The sequence below is a fragment of the Virgibacillus dakarensis genome (assembly GCF_900155625.1).
Classification (GTDB): Bacteria; Bacillota; Bacilli; order Bacillales; family Amphibacillaceae; genus Lentibacillus_C; species Lentibacillus_C populi.
In genome coordinates, this window is record NZ_LT732553.1 from 792,106 (window position 1) to 807,293 (window position 15,188).

16 protein-coding genes are annotated in these 15,188 nt (G+C 37.5%); 7 read left to right on the top strand and 9 right to left on the bottom strand.

What is annotated here, in order from left to right:
* The first annotated feature begins 369 nt into the window (after positions 1 to 369).
* Positions 370 to 1,452 (top strand): non-hydrolyzing UDP-N-acetylglucosamine 2-epimerase, encoded by a 1,083-nt coding sequence (wecB, locus tag CZ382_RS03950; protein ID WP_088049920.1) that lies wholly within the window; start codon positions 370 to 372, stop codon positions 1,450 to 1,452.
* Positions 1,453 to 1,498: 46 nt separating this feature from the next.
* Here the strand turns inward: wecB and CZ382_RS03955 are convergent, their stop codons facing one another.
* A complete protein-coding gene (locus CZ382_RS03955; RefSeq protein ID WP_088049921.1) occupies positions 1,499 to 2,500 on the bottom strand; it encodes a glycosyltransferase family 4 protein in 1,002 nt (333 codons plus the stop codon).
* Positions 2,501 to 2,651: 151 nt separating this feature from the next.
* Here CZ382_RS03955 and CZ382_RS03960 point away from each other — a divergent pair, with 151 nt between their 5' ends.
* Positions 2,652 to 3,407: an SDR family NAD(P)-dependent oxidoreductase gene (locus CZ382_RS03960; RefSeq protein WP_088049922.1), complete on the top strand. Its 756-nt coding sequence runs from the start codon at positions 2,652 to 2,654 to the stop codon at positions 3,405 to 3,407.
* A gap of 29 nt (positions 3,408 to 3,436) precedes the next feature.
* Positions 3,437 to 4,417 (top strand): dTDP-glucose 4,6-dehydratase, encoded by a 981-nt coding sequence (locus CZ382_RS03965; protein WP_088049923.1) that lies wholly within the window; start codon positions 3,437 to 3,439, stop codon positions 4,415 to 4,417.
* Between the two features lie 75 nt (positions 4,418 to 4,492).
* Here the strand turns inward: CZ382_RS03965 and CZ382_RS03970 are convergent, their stop codons facing one another.
* Genes CZ382_RS03970 through CZ382_RS03990 form a run of 5 tightly spaced genes read right to left on the bottom strand, consistent with a single transcriptional unit; the run spans position 4,493 to position 9,478 of the window.
* Complete coding sequence (locus CZ382_RS03970; protein ID WP_088049924.1) at positions 4,493 to 5,515, bottom strand: D-glucuronyl C5-epimerase family protein; 1,023 nt, start codon at positions 5,513 to 5,515, stop codon at positions 4,493 to 4,495.
* Positions 5,516 to 5,551: 36 nt separating this feature from the next.
* Positions 5,552 to 6,556 (bottom strand): glycosyltransferase family 4 protein, encoded by a 1,005-nt coding sequence (locus CZ382_RS03975; protein ID WP_088049925.1) that lies wholly within the window; start codon positions 6,554 to 6,556, stop codon positions 5,552 to 5,554.
* 36 nt (positions 6,557 to 6,592) lie between these two features.
* Positions 6,593 to 7,813, bottom strand: coding sequence for a glycosyltransferase (locus CZ382_RS03980; protein WP_235000389.1), 1,221 nt, complete (start codon positions 7,811 to 7,813; stop codon positions 6,593 to 6,595).
* 44 nt (positions 7,814 to 7,857) lie between these two features.
* Positions 7,858 to 8,538 carry an acyltransferase gene (locus CZ382_RS03985; protein WP_230856210.1) on the bottom strand — a complete coding sequence of 227 codons (681 nt, stop codon included), beginning with the start codon at positions 8,536 to 8,538 and terminating at the stop codon, positions 7,858 to 7,860.
* Positions 8,539 to 8,554: 16 nt separating this feature from the next.
* Positions 8,555 to 9,478 carry a glycosyltransferase family protein gene (locus tag CZ382_RS03990; protein WP_088049926.1) on the bottom strand — a complete coding sequence of 308 codons (924 nt, stop codon included), beginning with the start codon at positions 9,476 to 9,478 and terminating at the stop codon, positions 8,555 to 8,557.
* Between the two features lie 144 nt (positions 9,479 to 9,622).
* Here CZ382_RS03990 and CZ382_RS03995 point away from each other — a divergent pair, with 144 nt between their 5' ends.
* Positions 9,623 to 10,564 carry a Gfo/Idh/MocA family protein gene (locus CZ382_RS03995; RefSeq protein ID WP_088049927.1) on the top strand — a complete coding sequence of 314 codons (942 nt, stop codon included), beginning with the start codon at positions 9,623 to 9,625 and terminating at the stop codon, positions 10,562 to 10,564.
* A gap of 218 nt (positions 10,565 to 10,782) precedes the next feature.
* Here CZ382_RS03995 and CZ382_RS04000 read toward each other — a convergent pair whose 3' ends face one another.
* Both CZ382_RS04000 and CZ382_RS04005 read right to left on the bottom strand, forming a co-directional pair.
* Entirely contained in the window at positions 10,783 to 10,992 is a 210-nt protein-coding gene (locus CZ382_RS04000; protein WP_088049928.1) for a hypothetical protein, read from the bottom strand.
* Positions 10,993 to 11,004: 12 nt separating this feature from the next.
* Complete coding sequence (locus CZ382_RS04005) at positions 11,005 to 11,397, bottom strand: DUF2642 domain-containing protein (protein ID WP_088049929.1); 393 nt, start codon at positions 11,395 to 11,397, stop codon at positions 11,005 to 11,007.
* A gap of 311 nt (positions 11,398 to 11,708) precedes the next feature.
* Here CZ382_RS04005 and CZ382_RS04010 point away from each other — a divergent pair, with 311 nt between their 5' ends.
* The 3 genes from CZ382_RS04010 (at position 11,709) to CZ382_RS04020 (ending at position 14,276) form a co-directional block, all read left to right on the top strand.
* Positions 11,709 to 11,927, top strand: a complete 219-nt coding sequence (locus tag CZ382_RS04010) for a hypothetical protein (protein WP_088049930.1) — start codon at positions 11,709 to 11,711, stop codon at positions 11,925 to 11,927.
* A 466-nt stretch (positions 11,928 to 12,393) separates the two neighbouring features.
* Positions 12,394 to 12,783: a spore coat protein gene (locus tag CZ382_RS04015; protein WP_230856209.1), complete on the top strand. Its 390-nt coding sequence runs from the start codon at positions 12,394 to 12,396 to the stop codon at positions 12,781 to 12,783.
* 341 nt (positions 12,784 to 13,124) lie between these two features.
* Positions 13,125 to 14,276 carry a thiolase family protein gene (locus CZ382_RS04020; protein ID WP_088049932.1) on the top strand — a complete coding sequence of 384 codons (1,152 nt, stop codon included), beginning with the start codon at positions 13,125 to 13,127 and terminating at the stop codon, positions 14,274 to 14,276.
* A gap of 144 nt (positions 14,277 to 14,420) precedes the next feature.
* Here the strand turns inward: CZ382_RS04020 and CZ382_RS04025 are convergent, their stop codons facing one another.
* Positions 14,421 to 15,113: a hypothetical protein gene (locus tag CZ382_RS04025; RefSeq protein WP_088049933.1), complete on the bottom strand. Its 693-nt coding sequence runs from the start codon at positions 15,111 to 15,113 to the stop codon at positions 14,421 to 14,423.
* Between the last annotated feature and the right edge of the window lie 75 nt (positions 15,114 to 15,188).

The window sequence follows — 15,188 nt, forward strand, 5'->3', positions numbered from 1 at the left end:
ACTTTCTTTAAAAGCTAAGAAAGTATATAAATTTTGGCTTTATTCTGCTCTCAGCAGGGTAAGCCACGTCCGGCTCCAGCGCCCAGCGACTAGTGGACTTCCCTCACCTCCGTACGATAAGTCAACATCGGTTCGCTTTCAGCTCACCGTGTTTCCTTTATCTCCTACGGCTCAGTCCAGTCCATACGTCGCTAAACGGGCGCTTGCGCCTTTGTTCATGTGTAATTCATTACCTACTCTCTATGATATTTGCGTCCATGTAAAATCATGTTCGGAAAGTGATAATAAGTAAGACCAAATTCAAGTTAATGAACCACAAATAGAATGGCGAATAAAATGGATTAAACGTTTTATGGAAAGGAGAAAAAAATGAAAATTTTAACGGTTATCGGAGCAAGACCGCAATTTATAAAGGCATGTATGTTGTCTAGAATGATAAGATCTGATTCGAAAATGGAAGAAATTATCGTACACACTGGACAACATTACGATGATAATATGTCGGCCATTTTCTTTAACCAATTAAAGCTGCCAAAACCAGATTATTATTTAGGGGTAGGGTCTGGATCTCATGGAAAACAAACAGGTAAAATGTTAATGGATTTGGAGAAGGTGATGCTCCTTGTTAGACCAGATATCGTATTGCTATATGGCGATACCAATTCAACGCTAGCCGGATCCCTGACAGCTTCAAAGCTTCATATTCCAATAGCGCATGTAGAGTCCGGATTGCGCAGTTTTAATAAAAGTATGCCTGAAGAGATTAATCGAATTGTCACGGATCATCTCTCTGATTGGTTGTTTTGTCCTTCGAATACTGCTATTGAGAACTTAAAAAGGGAAGGGATCGAAAAGGGAGTATATCTCACGGGCGATATCATGTATGATGCTGTTCTGCATTTTAAACATCATGCCTTAAAACAATCGTCCATACTAAACGAGTTATCACTTTCCAAAAATAACTACTATCTGGCAACCATTCATCGGGGTGAAAACACGGATGACCCCGAACGCTTAAAATCGATACTTGAAGCTTTTCAAAAGGTAAACATGGAGGTTGTCCTCCCGCTACACCCCAGGACCAAAAGTAAAATAAACCAATTCAATTTTACCGATTTCATTTCGTCTTCGTCTATTAAAATCGTAGAGCCGCTACACTATTTTGACATGTTAGCTGTTGCTTCGCAGGCAAATGCTATTTTAACGGACTCTGGAGGATTACAGAAAGAGGCCTACATGCTTCAGGTTCCTTGTATTACGCTACGAGATGAGACAGAGTGGGTAGAAACTGTAATGGCAGGCTGGAATCACTTGGTCGGTACAGATACGCAGCAAATCGTCAATACAGTAAAGGCACTTCAAGTCCCCAAGGAATATGTACCGCTTTTTGGGGATGGAAGTACTTCAAAAAAAATAGTTGATATCCTCATGAAAAGCTTTGGAGAAAATTGATGGGGTGAGAAAAACTCACCTCCTTTCTGCTAAATCATTTATGGGCTTATAATTTTTTATAAACCTCGATATACTGATTAATTACCTTCTGTGCACTATGATGTTGTTTGGCATAAGCTCTTCCTTTAACACCCAAACTCTTCCATTGGTTAGGGGTATTGATCAAATTGCCCAAAACAGTGGTAATGGTATCCGGGTTTGCGTTAACAATTGGAATTTTTGCGGGATATTTATCTATTAGATCTTCCCTTATATAGCATATTACCGGTTTTCCCAATGCCATCGCCTCTGTACTGAGATAACCGTAGGAACCAATTCTTAGCTGATCAATAACGATATCAGCCTTTGCTAAAAGTTTCATTGTTTCCTGATGATCCATGCCTTCAATTAATTTAAATTCAAGGGAAACTCCGGAATTTTTCAATTGTTTCACAGCTTCCAAAATAAATTCTGTTCCTTTTAAATCACGTTTTGTGGGAGCGTGAACAATAAGAGGTGTTGCCTTACCTTTTGGATAATTTGGTTGTAGTTCATTGTGATCAATGATATGTGGAATCACATGGATATACTTATATGAATCTGAGATATATCTCTCTAACTCATGATCCTGGACAATTGCATGATCAATATATTTGGACAAAACAGCTAAGCTATTATTTATTTTTCCTTCTGTCCACCCAGGTTTTACCCGAACATAGGGGTTGTTTTTTTTGGCTACCGAAAGAAGCCGAATGTCTGAACCGTGATGATGGACAACCATTTTCTTGCCAGCTTGTTTCAAAATTTCCAAGTCCTTTTTATCGGGGAAAAATGTTTCTCCAAAATGAAAGTGAAAGATGTCATACGTTTGTATCGATTCTTGTAAAAACTGTTTTATTTTGGTATACCTTTCCGTTTCTGGAAGTAAATTGAGTTTCAAACATATATCAGGTTTGAATTTAAAAGGATGTTCATTAAAATGACAAGATGTAGACTGCACTCCCATTGATCGTAATGCCTTTGACAATTCAATCATAGGAGAACCATAAGAAATATGAAGTACTCTCAAATGTACCTGTCCTTTCTTTTGATTATAAAGGTGAAACACTGTACAGATAAAACTTATTTTCTCTTCACCACATAGTATTAACGTATTAACAACTTTATTGAATTATTCATACAGATATAAATAGATATGTCCATTTTAGGAGGAGACAAAGGTGGATTTAAATCTTAAAGGGAAAAAGGTGTTAATTACTGGAGGATCAAGAGGGATTGGAAAGGGGATCGCTAAGGCTTTTCTTGACGAGGGGGCAAAGGTCGGAATTGTAGCTAGAAATAACAAAGAACTTTTACTAGCTAAGCAAGAATTAGGAGTAGAAATCTACCAAAAAGACCTTTCAAAATATGAAAATAGAGAGCAGCTAATAAAGGAATTTATTAATGAGTTTAATGGCATTGACATTCTTGTTAATAATATGGGGGCTAGCCATGGCAGTACGGTTCTTAATACACCCCCATATATATTTGAGGAAGCGATGGAACTAAATTTTATTGCTGGGGTTCATTTATGCCAATTGTCAAGTAAACACATGATAGGTAATGGGGGAGGGGTTATTATAAATATTTCCTCAATTTATGGAAAAGAATCCGGAGGTTTACCTTCATATAACGCTTCAAAAGCTGCTTTAATCAGTTTTACAAAAGCATTTAGTTCGGAGGCAATAAAAAATAATGTTCGGGTAGTTGGAATTTCTCCGGGTGCCATTTACCATCCAAATGAGGAATGGCAACGGAGGTTAGCACTTGATTCCAACTTTCTTGATAAATACGCCCACGATAAAATACCAGCAGAAAGACTTGGAAAAACAGAAGAGATTGGAAATGTTGCAGTATTCTTAGCTTCCGATAAGGCTTCATGGGTAGTCGGAACAACGGTAACTGTAGATGGCGGGCAATCTCGATTAAACTTTTAGATAAAATAGTAGAAAGGAATGGACAAAGATTGAAGCGACAATCAATTGAGAATAGCACTGTATTAGTCGTTGGTGGCGCCGGTTTTATTAGTAGTCATTTGGTAGATAATCTAATAACAGAGGGGGCAAAAAGAGTAATAATTATTGATAATCTTTTTATTGGAAAAAAGGAAAACTTAAACCACGCCTTAAATAAAGGAGCAATTTTTCATGTGGATGATGCCGAGAATCAAGAAGTGCTTGACTACATCATGGAAAAATATGATATTGACATTGTATTTAACTGTGCTACCAAACCATTAAATTATTCTTTTATTAATCCTTCCAATGCTTTTTTGACAAACGTAATTGTCATGAAAAACTTATTGGAGCTGCAGAGAAAGAATGCCTTTCAAACATTATGTCATTTTTCTTCTTCAGAGGCATATGGTTCAGCCCAATATCAACCTATGGATGAAGGACATCCGCTTGTTCCTTTGACCACATATGCAGCAGGGAAGGCTTCGGCCGATTTGATGTTGCAATCTTATGTAAGAATGTTCGATTTAGATGCCTTTATTGTTCGTCCTTTTAATAACTATGGACCGAGGCAAAACTTTGAAGGAGAGCTGGCTGGGGTAATCCCGACTACAATTAAAAAGATTCTTGAAGGTGATGCTCCGGAGATTCATGGAGACGGCAGGCAAACAAGAGACTTTATTTATGTTGAAGATACAGCTAATATCGTGTTAAAGGTCTTTCCTATTATTCCTCCCGGTGAATGTGTAAACATTACAACAGACCAGCAAACCACGATTAAGACGGTTGTGGAAACCATAATTGATGTTATGAATTATCAAGGAACTGTTCTTAAAAGGTCCGCCCGAACGGCCGATGTTCAAAGCCATCGAGGTTCGGTAAAAAAACTGCAAGATATGGTTGGTAAGGTTCAAAAAACTTCCTTTAAAGATGGCATAGTGAATACTGTAAATTGGTTAAAAGAAGTAAAGGGAATACCCATTGATCATTAAATTTGTTCAGACACAAAAAGAATTTATCACAATGAAAATGAGGTGACTAAGTCTCACCTCATTTTACATATGACCTTATTTTACTTCTCCTTGCAAATACCCTTTCCATCTTAGTAATGTTGCATTGATTTTCGCGTCTTTCTCGATTGAATTTAATGCAGATAGCTGATGAATATGCATAATATGATATCCCCACTTTGCAACATTTGGAAATCCTCCATCCGTTGTATAATGGGTTAAGTCATATGCTGACCGATTCCCTAAATCATACAAAGGAAGCATTCTTTTTAGTGAAGTGATTCCCTCTTTATATAACCATTTTGCTTCCTTATCGCCTGTTGTTTTATACAAATCATATAAGCCAATCAAGGCAAACATGAAACCGTTTAAAATATAACTTGGAGGATCTGTTGGACATTCCTCATAGAATAGAAATTTATTTTCAAATTTGGCTTGCACACCATTGTTAGTTGATGGCGTTTTAAAAAGGGTCTTAGCTTTTAATGCACAAATACTATATTTATTATCTTCTGTTAGAAAAGTTGCTCGAGATAAAACCGACATTGCCATACCTAAACCGATGGCTGAATACCATGGGGCTTTTAGTTTATTTAGTCTGCTGGAAAAAAAGTTATGATCAAATATATATGCCCAACCGCCTCTGGAATCTTGGTGATTTACAAACCAATTAGCCACTTTTAAGAATTTGTTTTTACTATCCTGGTCATTATTTTTTAAATATAGGCTATAATGTTGTAAACCATATTGAGCGATAGTAGATGGATTATAATGTGTACCATGGGAATAAACTGTTTTCGGTATTCCTTCAGAAGTGAATTTTACATTCCAGCTTTCAACCCTGTTTTTATCATAACTCAAGTAATTTCCGTTATGATTATAGGATTCAATATCTGATACCTTTGAGTTGGTCACGTTTAATTTTAACATTTTCTCTTTTTCATTCCATAATTTTACGATATTGAATCCCTTTTCTATTAATGAGAGCGGTATAAATAATTCATCCTCAATCTTTTTCCCTACAGCTTCAAACCGATCATGTATTACTACTTTAAAATTATTGATTGATTTTGATTCCAAAATATTTCACCTCACCTTATATTGAAAAACAGTTCCTTATAATTTTTTGTAAACCTCAATATACTGATTAATTACCTTCTGTGCACTATGATGTTGTTTAGCATAAGCTCTTCCTTTAACACCCAAACTCTTCCATTGATTAGGGGTATTGATCAAATTCCCCAAAACAGTGGTAATGCTATCCGGGTTTGCGTTAACAATTGGAAGTTTTGCAGGATATTTATCTATTAGATCTTCCCTTATATAGCATATTACCGGTTTTCCCAATGCCATCGCCTCTGTACTGAGATAACCATAGGAACCAATTCTTAGCTGATCAATAACGATATCAGCCTTTGCTAAAAGTTTTATTGTTTCCTGATGATCCATGCCTTCAATTAATTTAAATTCAAGGGAAACTCCGGAATTTTTCAATTGTTTCACAGCTTCCAAAATAAATTCTGTTCCTTTTAAATCACGTTTTGTAGGAGCGTGAACAATAAGAGGTGTTGCCTTACCTTTTGGATAATTTGGTTGAAGCTCATTATGATCAATGATATGTGGAATAACGTGCGTTTCCTTATAATAATCATTAATATAGGTTTCTAATTCATAATCCTGCACAATAGCATGGTCAATATATTTGGATAGTTGTGCTAAGTTTTCTTTGATTTTTTCCTCTGTCCATTCTGGTTTAACACGGACGAATTGATTTTGGCTTTTTGCTGCCGATAATAGACGCACATCGGAACCGCGGTGATGGACAACCATTTTCTTACCCGCTCGTTTCAATATTTTTAAATCCCTTTTATCAGGGAAAAAGGTCCCGCCAAAATGAAAATGAAAGATATCATATTCCTTTATAACTTTTTTAAAATACTGGTTAATTTTTTTTTCCCGTAAATGTTCTGGTATGTCTTGCAAGTTTAGACAAACATCTGATTGGAAGTTAAAATGATTTGCGTAAAAGTGACACGCGGTAGCAGTAACACCTGTTGATCTTAATGCCCGACATAAATTAATCATTGGTAATCCGCCTTCAGGAATATGCAATACGCGCACCTTTTCCCCCCTTTCCTTCATGACAAGTTACGGTTGTCAGTTCCCCAGATGTTGATAAATTTGAAATAATCGATCCTCCATCTTTTCCCACGAATATAGACGCTCCATTACTTTGCGAGCATTTTGACTCATTTGTGTTAATTTGCTTTTATTATTATGAAGAAAAATTAAAGCGTCTGCGAAATCCTGAGCTGTAGCCTGCGTTTTGTCGACAACAAACCCACATTGATGCTTACGGATAAAGTCTTCCATTTCATGACATTTATTTACTAAGACGGGTATCCCGTTATTTAGATAGCTAAAAAATTTGTTTGGCAATGAGTAGTCTCGATTAAGGGATTGATTAACATCATCTATATCAATCCAGCCAACATCAGCATCTTTCATATGCTTGGGAATAGAATGATAATCAACCCATCCGGTTAACTGGATGACATTTTGAAGGTGTTTCGGTATTAAAAAGGAATCACCAAATCGAGTTCCTCCAATAATTTTGAATTGGAAATCGATTGCTTTTGAGCATATTTCAGAAATGCCTATAACCTTATCTTTGTTTCCTCTTTTAGCATCAACGTTCCCTACATAACAAGTAATGAATTCGGCGTTATCGAACTTTTTAGGTGCATAGTCTTTGGTAAGTGGGGGGGAATTATAGATTACTTCCACAGGCACGTTCGGTTTATGAGCTATATACCATGATTTAATTGAATCAGAAACAGTAATGATATAATCTACTTCTTCAAGCATGTAAAGAAGTTTTTGTTCCAAAATCTTTCTTTTTTCCTCGGAATAGCGAGGGTCTAAAGGGTCAGGTGTCAACTCATGGCTATCATAAATTAACTTTACATGTTTTCCTTTTCTTTTCTTTATCAATCGTTTTATACCAATTCCTGCAAAGAGGGAAAGGTATTCGTGGGTATGATAGATATCTGCGTCTTCTTGGATAGCGAGTTTGGTTAAGGGATTGTTAAACCCCTGTTTTTCCCAAACGTCTTCGGTGTTTAGGACTTTATTTAAGTGGTTCCTGCAACTCTCCGAATCATAAGTGACAATCTTAATTCCCTCATGGGTGAAAACTTTATTTCTGAAGCTTTTTGTAAATGGGGTACCATCAATATCGAATAAATGTCCATTTTTTCTCGGAACTATCATTGTCACATTATATCCCTTTTTTTGTAAGCTTTTTGCTTCCTTCTTAAAAATCCTTGCGTCCAGAAATGGATGATAAGCAACAACCATGCAAACCTTTTTTGACACAATTATTCATCCTTTCTCTAGTAAGATGTTTGCTCCCACTATTCTTACGAAGGTATCTTCCTTGCGGGAACACCGGCTGCTACAATACCATCTTCCATATTCCTGGTAACAACAGCTCCTGCCCCAATAACAGTGTTCACACCAATTGTAATGCCGGGTAACAGGGATGCGTTATTGCCAATCTTGGCTCCCGTTTTAATGTACGGTCCTTTTAAGGAATACGGTTTTGCCCCCATATATTTATCATTAGACATGGAGACGCAAGGACCAATGAAAACGCGATCCTCTAGTGTTGTATCACCAGTTATATAAGCATTTGTTTGAACGGTACAGGATTTACCAATGGTCGTATTTAATTCCACAATGGCAGCTCTTCCGATCACTGATTCTGCACCGATGCTAACGTTCTCCCTAATACCAGCATGATCGCCAATAAAAACATTTTCACCAATAGAGGTGCCGGAATAGATAGATACCAAATGGCCAATACGAGTACCACATTGTATAACAAGCCCATTGTTAGCTTTAAAAGTCTTTCGCATTCGCTCATTAACGCTAGGTTCGATGCCTAGCACACAGTTACAGCCAATGGTAACGTTATCACCAATTTCTGTCCCCCTTAAAATGGTAGTATGATGTCCGATCACAACATTTTCACCAATCATCACATCTTGTTCAATAGCCACATGATTTCCTAGCTTGACGCTTTTTGGAATAGTAGACAACTGAAAACCTCCTTTATTATTTTTGAATGACGCTTTCGATTTTTTTAATAAGCTGGTCTGATCGTTGTTTAACGGAATGCCTTTTCCGGATAAACCGGTAACCCTGTTCCGCTATAGTTTGTCGTTCGGTTTCATTAGCCAAATAGTAGGCTGCTTTATCCATAAAATTATTTTCATCAATTGGTATGAAATGATAGTCAGGGACAAAGCCAAGATCCTCTAATTCTTTGAAGGTTGGAGCTAACAGTAAGGTTTTGCAAGCAAGCACTTCAAAATATTTTATGACAGGATATTGGAATACGGATGGACAGGTGAATACAATTTTCGCCTGGTTTATTTCTCTTGCATATCTTTCACCAATAAAATGTTGGTTTTTTTCATCTTTATTAAAGTTCCGATATCCAGGATGCTTGTGATAAATAAAATCTGGATTCCCTTTATATGTCTTGATGATTTTTTGCCGTAATGGGTAATGATCGCTAACTGCTCCCATCATCAACAGGTTGATATTCTTATCTATGCCGTAATCACGGAATATTTCTGTTTGAACAAAATGTGGAAACCATTCCATTTTATCAACAAATTCGGGATAAGTTTGGATAAATTTATCGCGTATGACTGTAAATAAATGGTTAATATTATTTTTGGTGATGAAATTTCTCCGCAAATTGATGAAGCGGTGTACATCATTTATGAATAACCCAGTGGGGATACCGGAATGGGACAGGCCCTTAATCATCGGGGACATTTGTTGGTCTATGTCATTTAATAATAAGATAAAGTCCGGTTTGGTGGGGAGCTGCTTCAAAATAAAATCAATATGGCCAGATTTTCGCCATATCATTACGTTTGCTCTTTCCTTTAGCTCTTGTTCCAGATCATAATAAATTCTATGTATGAACTGTGAAGTGTCTTCTGTAACAAACAACACATTTAACATTTTCCCGCCTCCTTTTTTCCAAGAATCTAGTATTTTGGTCATCGTACAAGCGCCAAATTTATTTTTTCGTTATGAACGTCTACCTCACCGAAAAGCTAGTGCATAGGATATTTATGAGCAGTACAAAGAGTGAGGAGATATTTTATGAAAGTAGGCGTAATTGGAACAGGTAATATGGGAGAAAATCATGTACGAACATACTTATCGTTACATGATCATTGCCAGCTTGTTGGTATATACGATAGTGATGAAAAAAAAGGACAGCAAATTGCCAAGAAATATAAGGTGAAACAATTTCAATCCATGCCTGATCTGCTACAGTCAGTTGATGCCGTCAGTATTGCTGTACCAACTGAATTTCATTATGATATCGGTCTAACTTGTATCAGGCACAAGGTACACATGTTGATGGAAAAGCCAATTACGAGTACAGCCGTTCAGGCTGAAGATTTACACCATAAAGCTGCAGCAGCAGGTATAAAACTTCAGATAGGACACATCGAACTTTTTAACCCATTCATTCGATATCTGATCAAGGAACTGAAGAAAGAGTCTATTATTGGTATTGATTTTCTAAGAATGAATCCGTATGATGAGAGGATTAAAAATGTTGATGTGGTAAAGGATTTAATGATTCATGATCTATATATTTTACCTGAATTGCTTGATGATGAAATCGTAGAATTTTATGCGCTTGGCAATATTATGGAAAATACACCAAAACACGCAGCAGTCATTTCCAGATCATCACAAGGGGTTACAGCCCAGCTGACGGCCAGTTTTAAGGCGAAAAGAAAAATCAGAACCATGCAAATTTTGACTGAAGATGCTTTTATTGAAGCCGATATCCTTAACAATAAAATAAGGCGAACCTACCCTATGATTGAGCATACAAGCCATGCTCCAATAACTGTAACCGAAAATATTCAAATTGATAGTTCCATCCAGCCATTAGAAATTCAGTTGTTGGATTTTCTGAATTGTATTATGTCCGATACAGAGCCTTCCGTTACCGGGAAAGACGGAGCGAAAGTATTAATGATTACCAATGAAATAAGCAAGACAATCCGAAATGGGAAACAGTGATCGTTTTATAACCGTTATCTAGTTCAGAGTACATTCATTCATGTACTCTTTTTTTGTTTTTTATTGTAATGATTGTATGCCATGTTTTATGCATTTATTCGTGAGCTTTTAAGATAAGTGGGGGCAGAAGTATTAAGGGGATGGATGATCTATTGATATGAAACATAAAAAAACCGGAAAATGAGATATAAAATCTATTTTCCGGTGCTTTCTGTTTGTTAGGCTGCTACAGGAAAGCGAATAAAGTTTATCGCATCCAGTGAGATATATAATCTGGTACTGTCATAACCGCTGGTAACATCAATAACGAGAACCAATTCATCGGTTACTGTTGAAAGAATTCCTTCTACCAAATTGTTATCGGTAGCGACCTCTACATTCGAACCGACCCTGGTTGCTAGTTCTGCTGCAAACGTATCTTCAAACATTCGTATCCCTCCTTACATTTGACTGATAAATTCAATTTTATCGATGCGAACCAATACTTGATCACCGGTACCACTTTCGATTAAAACAATATAGTCGTTTCTTACTGCGATTAGTAGACCTGAAACCATACCAAAAGGCGTTGTCACTTGTACCTGTTCATTTAATGCATTGCATAATACTTCTCGAATTGTCGTAGGTGTGGTAGGTGGGCAGGTTTCTGAACCGTTATCTGAACCGTTACCTGAACCATTACCTGAACCGTCTCCTATTCCAACATTCAAATCTACGTCTAAGCCTGGTAAATCAACTGAAAGATCAGTGTTTAACCCGCTGTTAGCTGCGATATTTTGTGACAATTGGTTAAGAACTCTTAATAAATTAGCCTGACGACTTGTTAGTGCCAATTGTACTCATCCTTTCTGTAATATAATCTTTTCTCTATTTACTATATTCTCAGCTAAACTTTCTGTAAGGGCGTTTAAGTCTAAAGATAGATAATTCCACCAATATCCTAGAATCTTATCTCAGCTAGTTAACCAGGTTGAAGATTGCAAGAAAAGAAACGGCCCTTGTCCTAGTTGAAAGCACATTTTTAATAGATTAACGGATATTGCACTAAACAGGTGCACAAAATGTATGGAAATAGACTATTATTCCTAACACAGACACTTCTTATGAATATACTATATAAAAATAAGTGCTGGAGGTGGATTTTTTGAGTAATAATAATGGGTTTGAAAACTTTTCAACTCAAATTATCGATATGCTTGTGGATACAACATTAAAAAAGCACGGTACAAAATTAGATCCAGAAAAACTCGATTCCCAAGATAAAGAAAGAATTAGAAATTTAGTGGAAAGCTTGAAACAGAGTGTGGATGATTTAACACGGGTTCGGAAGGAGGAAGAGAATCAGGAAAAAGAAAAAGGTTAATTATTCTGTACAATTGAGTAATCTATATCATTTTCCGTCACTTTCCACATCGGTGAAGCACATTCAGTTATATGTCTATTAAAATAGTTGTAATACCCCGGGCAGTCAAGTGTCCGGGGTATTATATGCCTATCATTATTGGGATAGTTTATCATTTTCAACTATTTCATTAGAAAATGAGAAAATAGGTTACTATGATAAGACAATCACCCTTACTAATTAAAACGTTATACATAACATAAAGTAAACGGCAAGAAGGAGGAGAGATTTAATGCACAACCAAAGAAACTTTTTACTAGAAAGGGAAAGGTCTAAGAGTCATTGTCGCAAGGTAGATCTATGTGACAATCAGTGTCATCATTGTGAATCGCACTGCAAAGAGGATTCATGCCATAAGCAAGATCCGTGTGACAAAAAGGATCCATGCCACAAGTGGAGTGCACTAGACCCAACAATGGATCATCCTATGCATTTTGATAATGATAGTACTATTAATCAGGAAGCGAGCGGACAATTGAAAAATGTTCAACAGTCTAGTGAATGCATTGTGATAAAAGATTCATGCGATGTTGATGTTCAATCAACAGATACCCAGGCTGCTGTTAATATTCAAGTTGCCCTGCAAGCTGCGATTGCTTTAGTTATCAGCATTTCAATTGCTGATACCAATGCTGGAGATGAGATCACACAAGATCTTTTTGCAAAATTAAAGTCCAGCCAGGTAAACAAACAACAGCTTTATATTGAAAATTCACGTGGTGTAAATGTAACGACAACTGACACTGATATCGCCGTTAATGCCCAAATCCTGTTACAAGTTTTAATTGCATTAGTTGTTAGACTAGACGTACTTTAGTTTTTACAGTGGTGTACAAGAGGCAGATTTCCGCAAACAACCCAATTACTCCTTTTAAAATAGACTAGAAACATAGAAAACTCCTATTGTGAAGGCAGAAGATATAGTTGCCAGTATAGGAGTTTTTCTTTTATTCTTCTTACAGTGCTTCCAACAGATGCTAATAGGGAACTAATGCTATGGTGACGCCGTAGCCAAAGACCGGTATCGGCATATTTATTTAATTATTATAAAATTACTCTTGTAAGCGGTTAACTAATAAATTATCATATTTGTAAGTACCTATACATTCCGGAAAAGCTGAATTTAAATTCAGGATTTATGATGAAAGGAAGTTAGCTATGCATGAAGCAGTAATTGTTGAAGCGGTTAGGACACCTGTAGGAAAACGAAACGGAATTCTAAGTGGTATCAGAGCAGAGGAACTGGCCGCGAAGCCATTGGAGGAGGTCGTGAAAAGAGCTGGTATTAGTCCGTCATTGGTGGAGGATGTGATCTTTGGCTGCGTTTCCCAGGTAGGAGAGCAAGCATTTGATATCGCCAGGCAAGCTGCATTAATTGCGAATTATCCAATTGAGGTTCCCGGAACGACGATTGATCGACAATGTGGTTCAAGTCAACAAGCTGTCCATTTTGCTGCGCAAGCGATCATCAGTGGGGATATGGATGTTGTCGTCGCTGGGGGGATCGAAAGCATGTCGCGGGTACCAATGGGGTCAAATACGCAGGGGGTTAAATTAAGTGAGTCGCTCACAACCAAGTATGAAATCATTAACCAGGGCTTATCTGCAGACCGTATTGCAACGAAATGGGGGTTCAGTCGGGAGCAAATGGATGAATTTTCCCTGGAAAGCCACAGAAAGGCAATTGCTGCACGTCAGGATGGGCGTTTCGCAAAAGAAATATTGCCGCTGGAAATACCCCTTCCAGATGGCACAAAAACGGTTGTGAAGGATGATGAAGGGCCAAGAGCTGATACGACATTGGAGAAGCTTGAGACATTAAAACCTGCGTTTAAAGAAGACGGAAGCATAACAGCGGGAAATTCCAGTCAAATTAGTGACGGTGCGGTTGCGATTCTCCTAATGTCACGTGAAAAAGCGGAGGGACTTGGACTTAGACCAAGATTTCGTGTGATCGCCCGTTCTGTGATTGGATCCGATCCGACATTGATGCTGACAGGCCCGATCCCAGCGACGGAAAAGGTGCTAAAAAAGGCAGGACTCTCGATTAACGACATCGATATCTTTGAAGTAAATGAGGCGTTCGCTTCGGTACCGCTCGCTTGGTTGGACGAAACCGGTGCTGATCCGGAAAAACTGAATCCAAATGGGGGAGCAATAGCACTAGGTCATCCGCTCGGAGCAAGCGGTGGGCGGTTAATGGTAACGATGATGCATGAACTGGAACGGACGGGGGGACGTTACGGATTGCAGACCATGTGCGAAGGCCATGGTATGGCTAATGCAACGATAATTGAGCGGTTGGAGTAAGCAGCTCCTTAATTAGCCCGTTAGCCCGTTTTCGTTATAGAAATCAACATCAAATGAATATAAAAGGAAAATTATAATGATTTTGTTTATATTTCGTTCCATCTCTAATGAGAGCATCCCCTGTCCTTGAACAGGGGATGTTCATTACTCCGCCATTTGCAAAAGTTGTAGTACTTCCTTTGAGGCATCTTGATAAGAGGAAGCCATAATATTATCTTTAATGCTTTCGATCAGATCCACTGCTCCTGGATTGGTAACGGTCAATATTTTGACATTGCCATTAAACATGTCGTTTACCTCTTTTTTGGCCTGCTCCAAATTATCAAGGCTTTCCTCTTTCCCATCTTTTACTCCCTCAGGTTCGCCTTTTCCGGACATTCCTTCATTGCCGCTTAATAAATCATTTTGGATATTATCGTATCTATGGCTAGTTGTTTCCTCCTTATTTCTTGCTAATACAACAGAGTCGTCAATAACAAATACTTTTACACCTGTAATTCCTTGACCCTCCAAAATCGATTCAAAATAAGAAGAAACGCCCCCTTCATGGATTCCGGAACTACCGATTGAGCCATAAATACTATTTCCCATACCAGAATATGTAGTCCCATCTTTATTAGTTGTGCTTGTTTTATCACCTATCTCACTCGGGATAACATCAGGATTATTTAACCCCTCCTGGTTGTTGTTATGGGAATGGTCGGAAACATTTGTTGTGTTCTCTTCATCCAGCCGATTTGCATTTGCTGCTCCTTGATCTTGATTGTTACAGGCAGAAACAATGATTGCAATACTAAGCAATAACGCCATTGTTATTCCCTTGCTGATTCTTGTCATTATTTTTTCCCTCCATCATTTTATGATCTTGTTTATTTTACCCAATTTAGTTTTTGGCATGAGTGGATAATTATG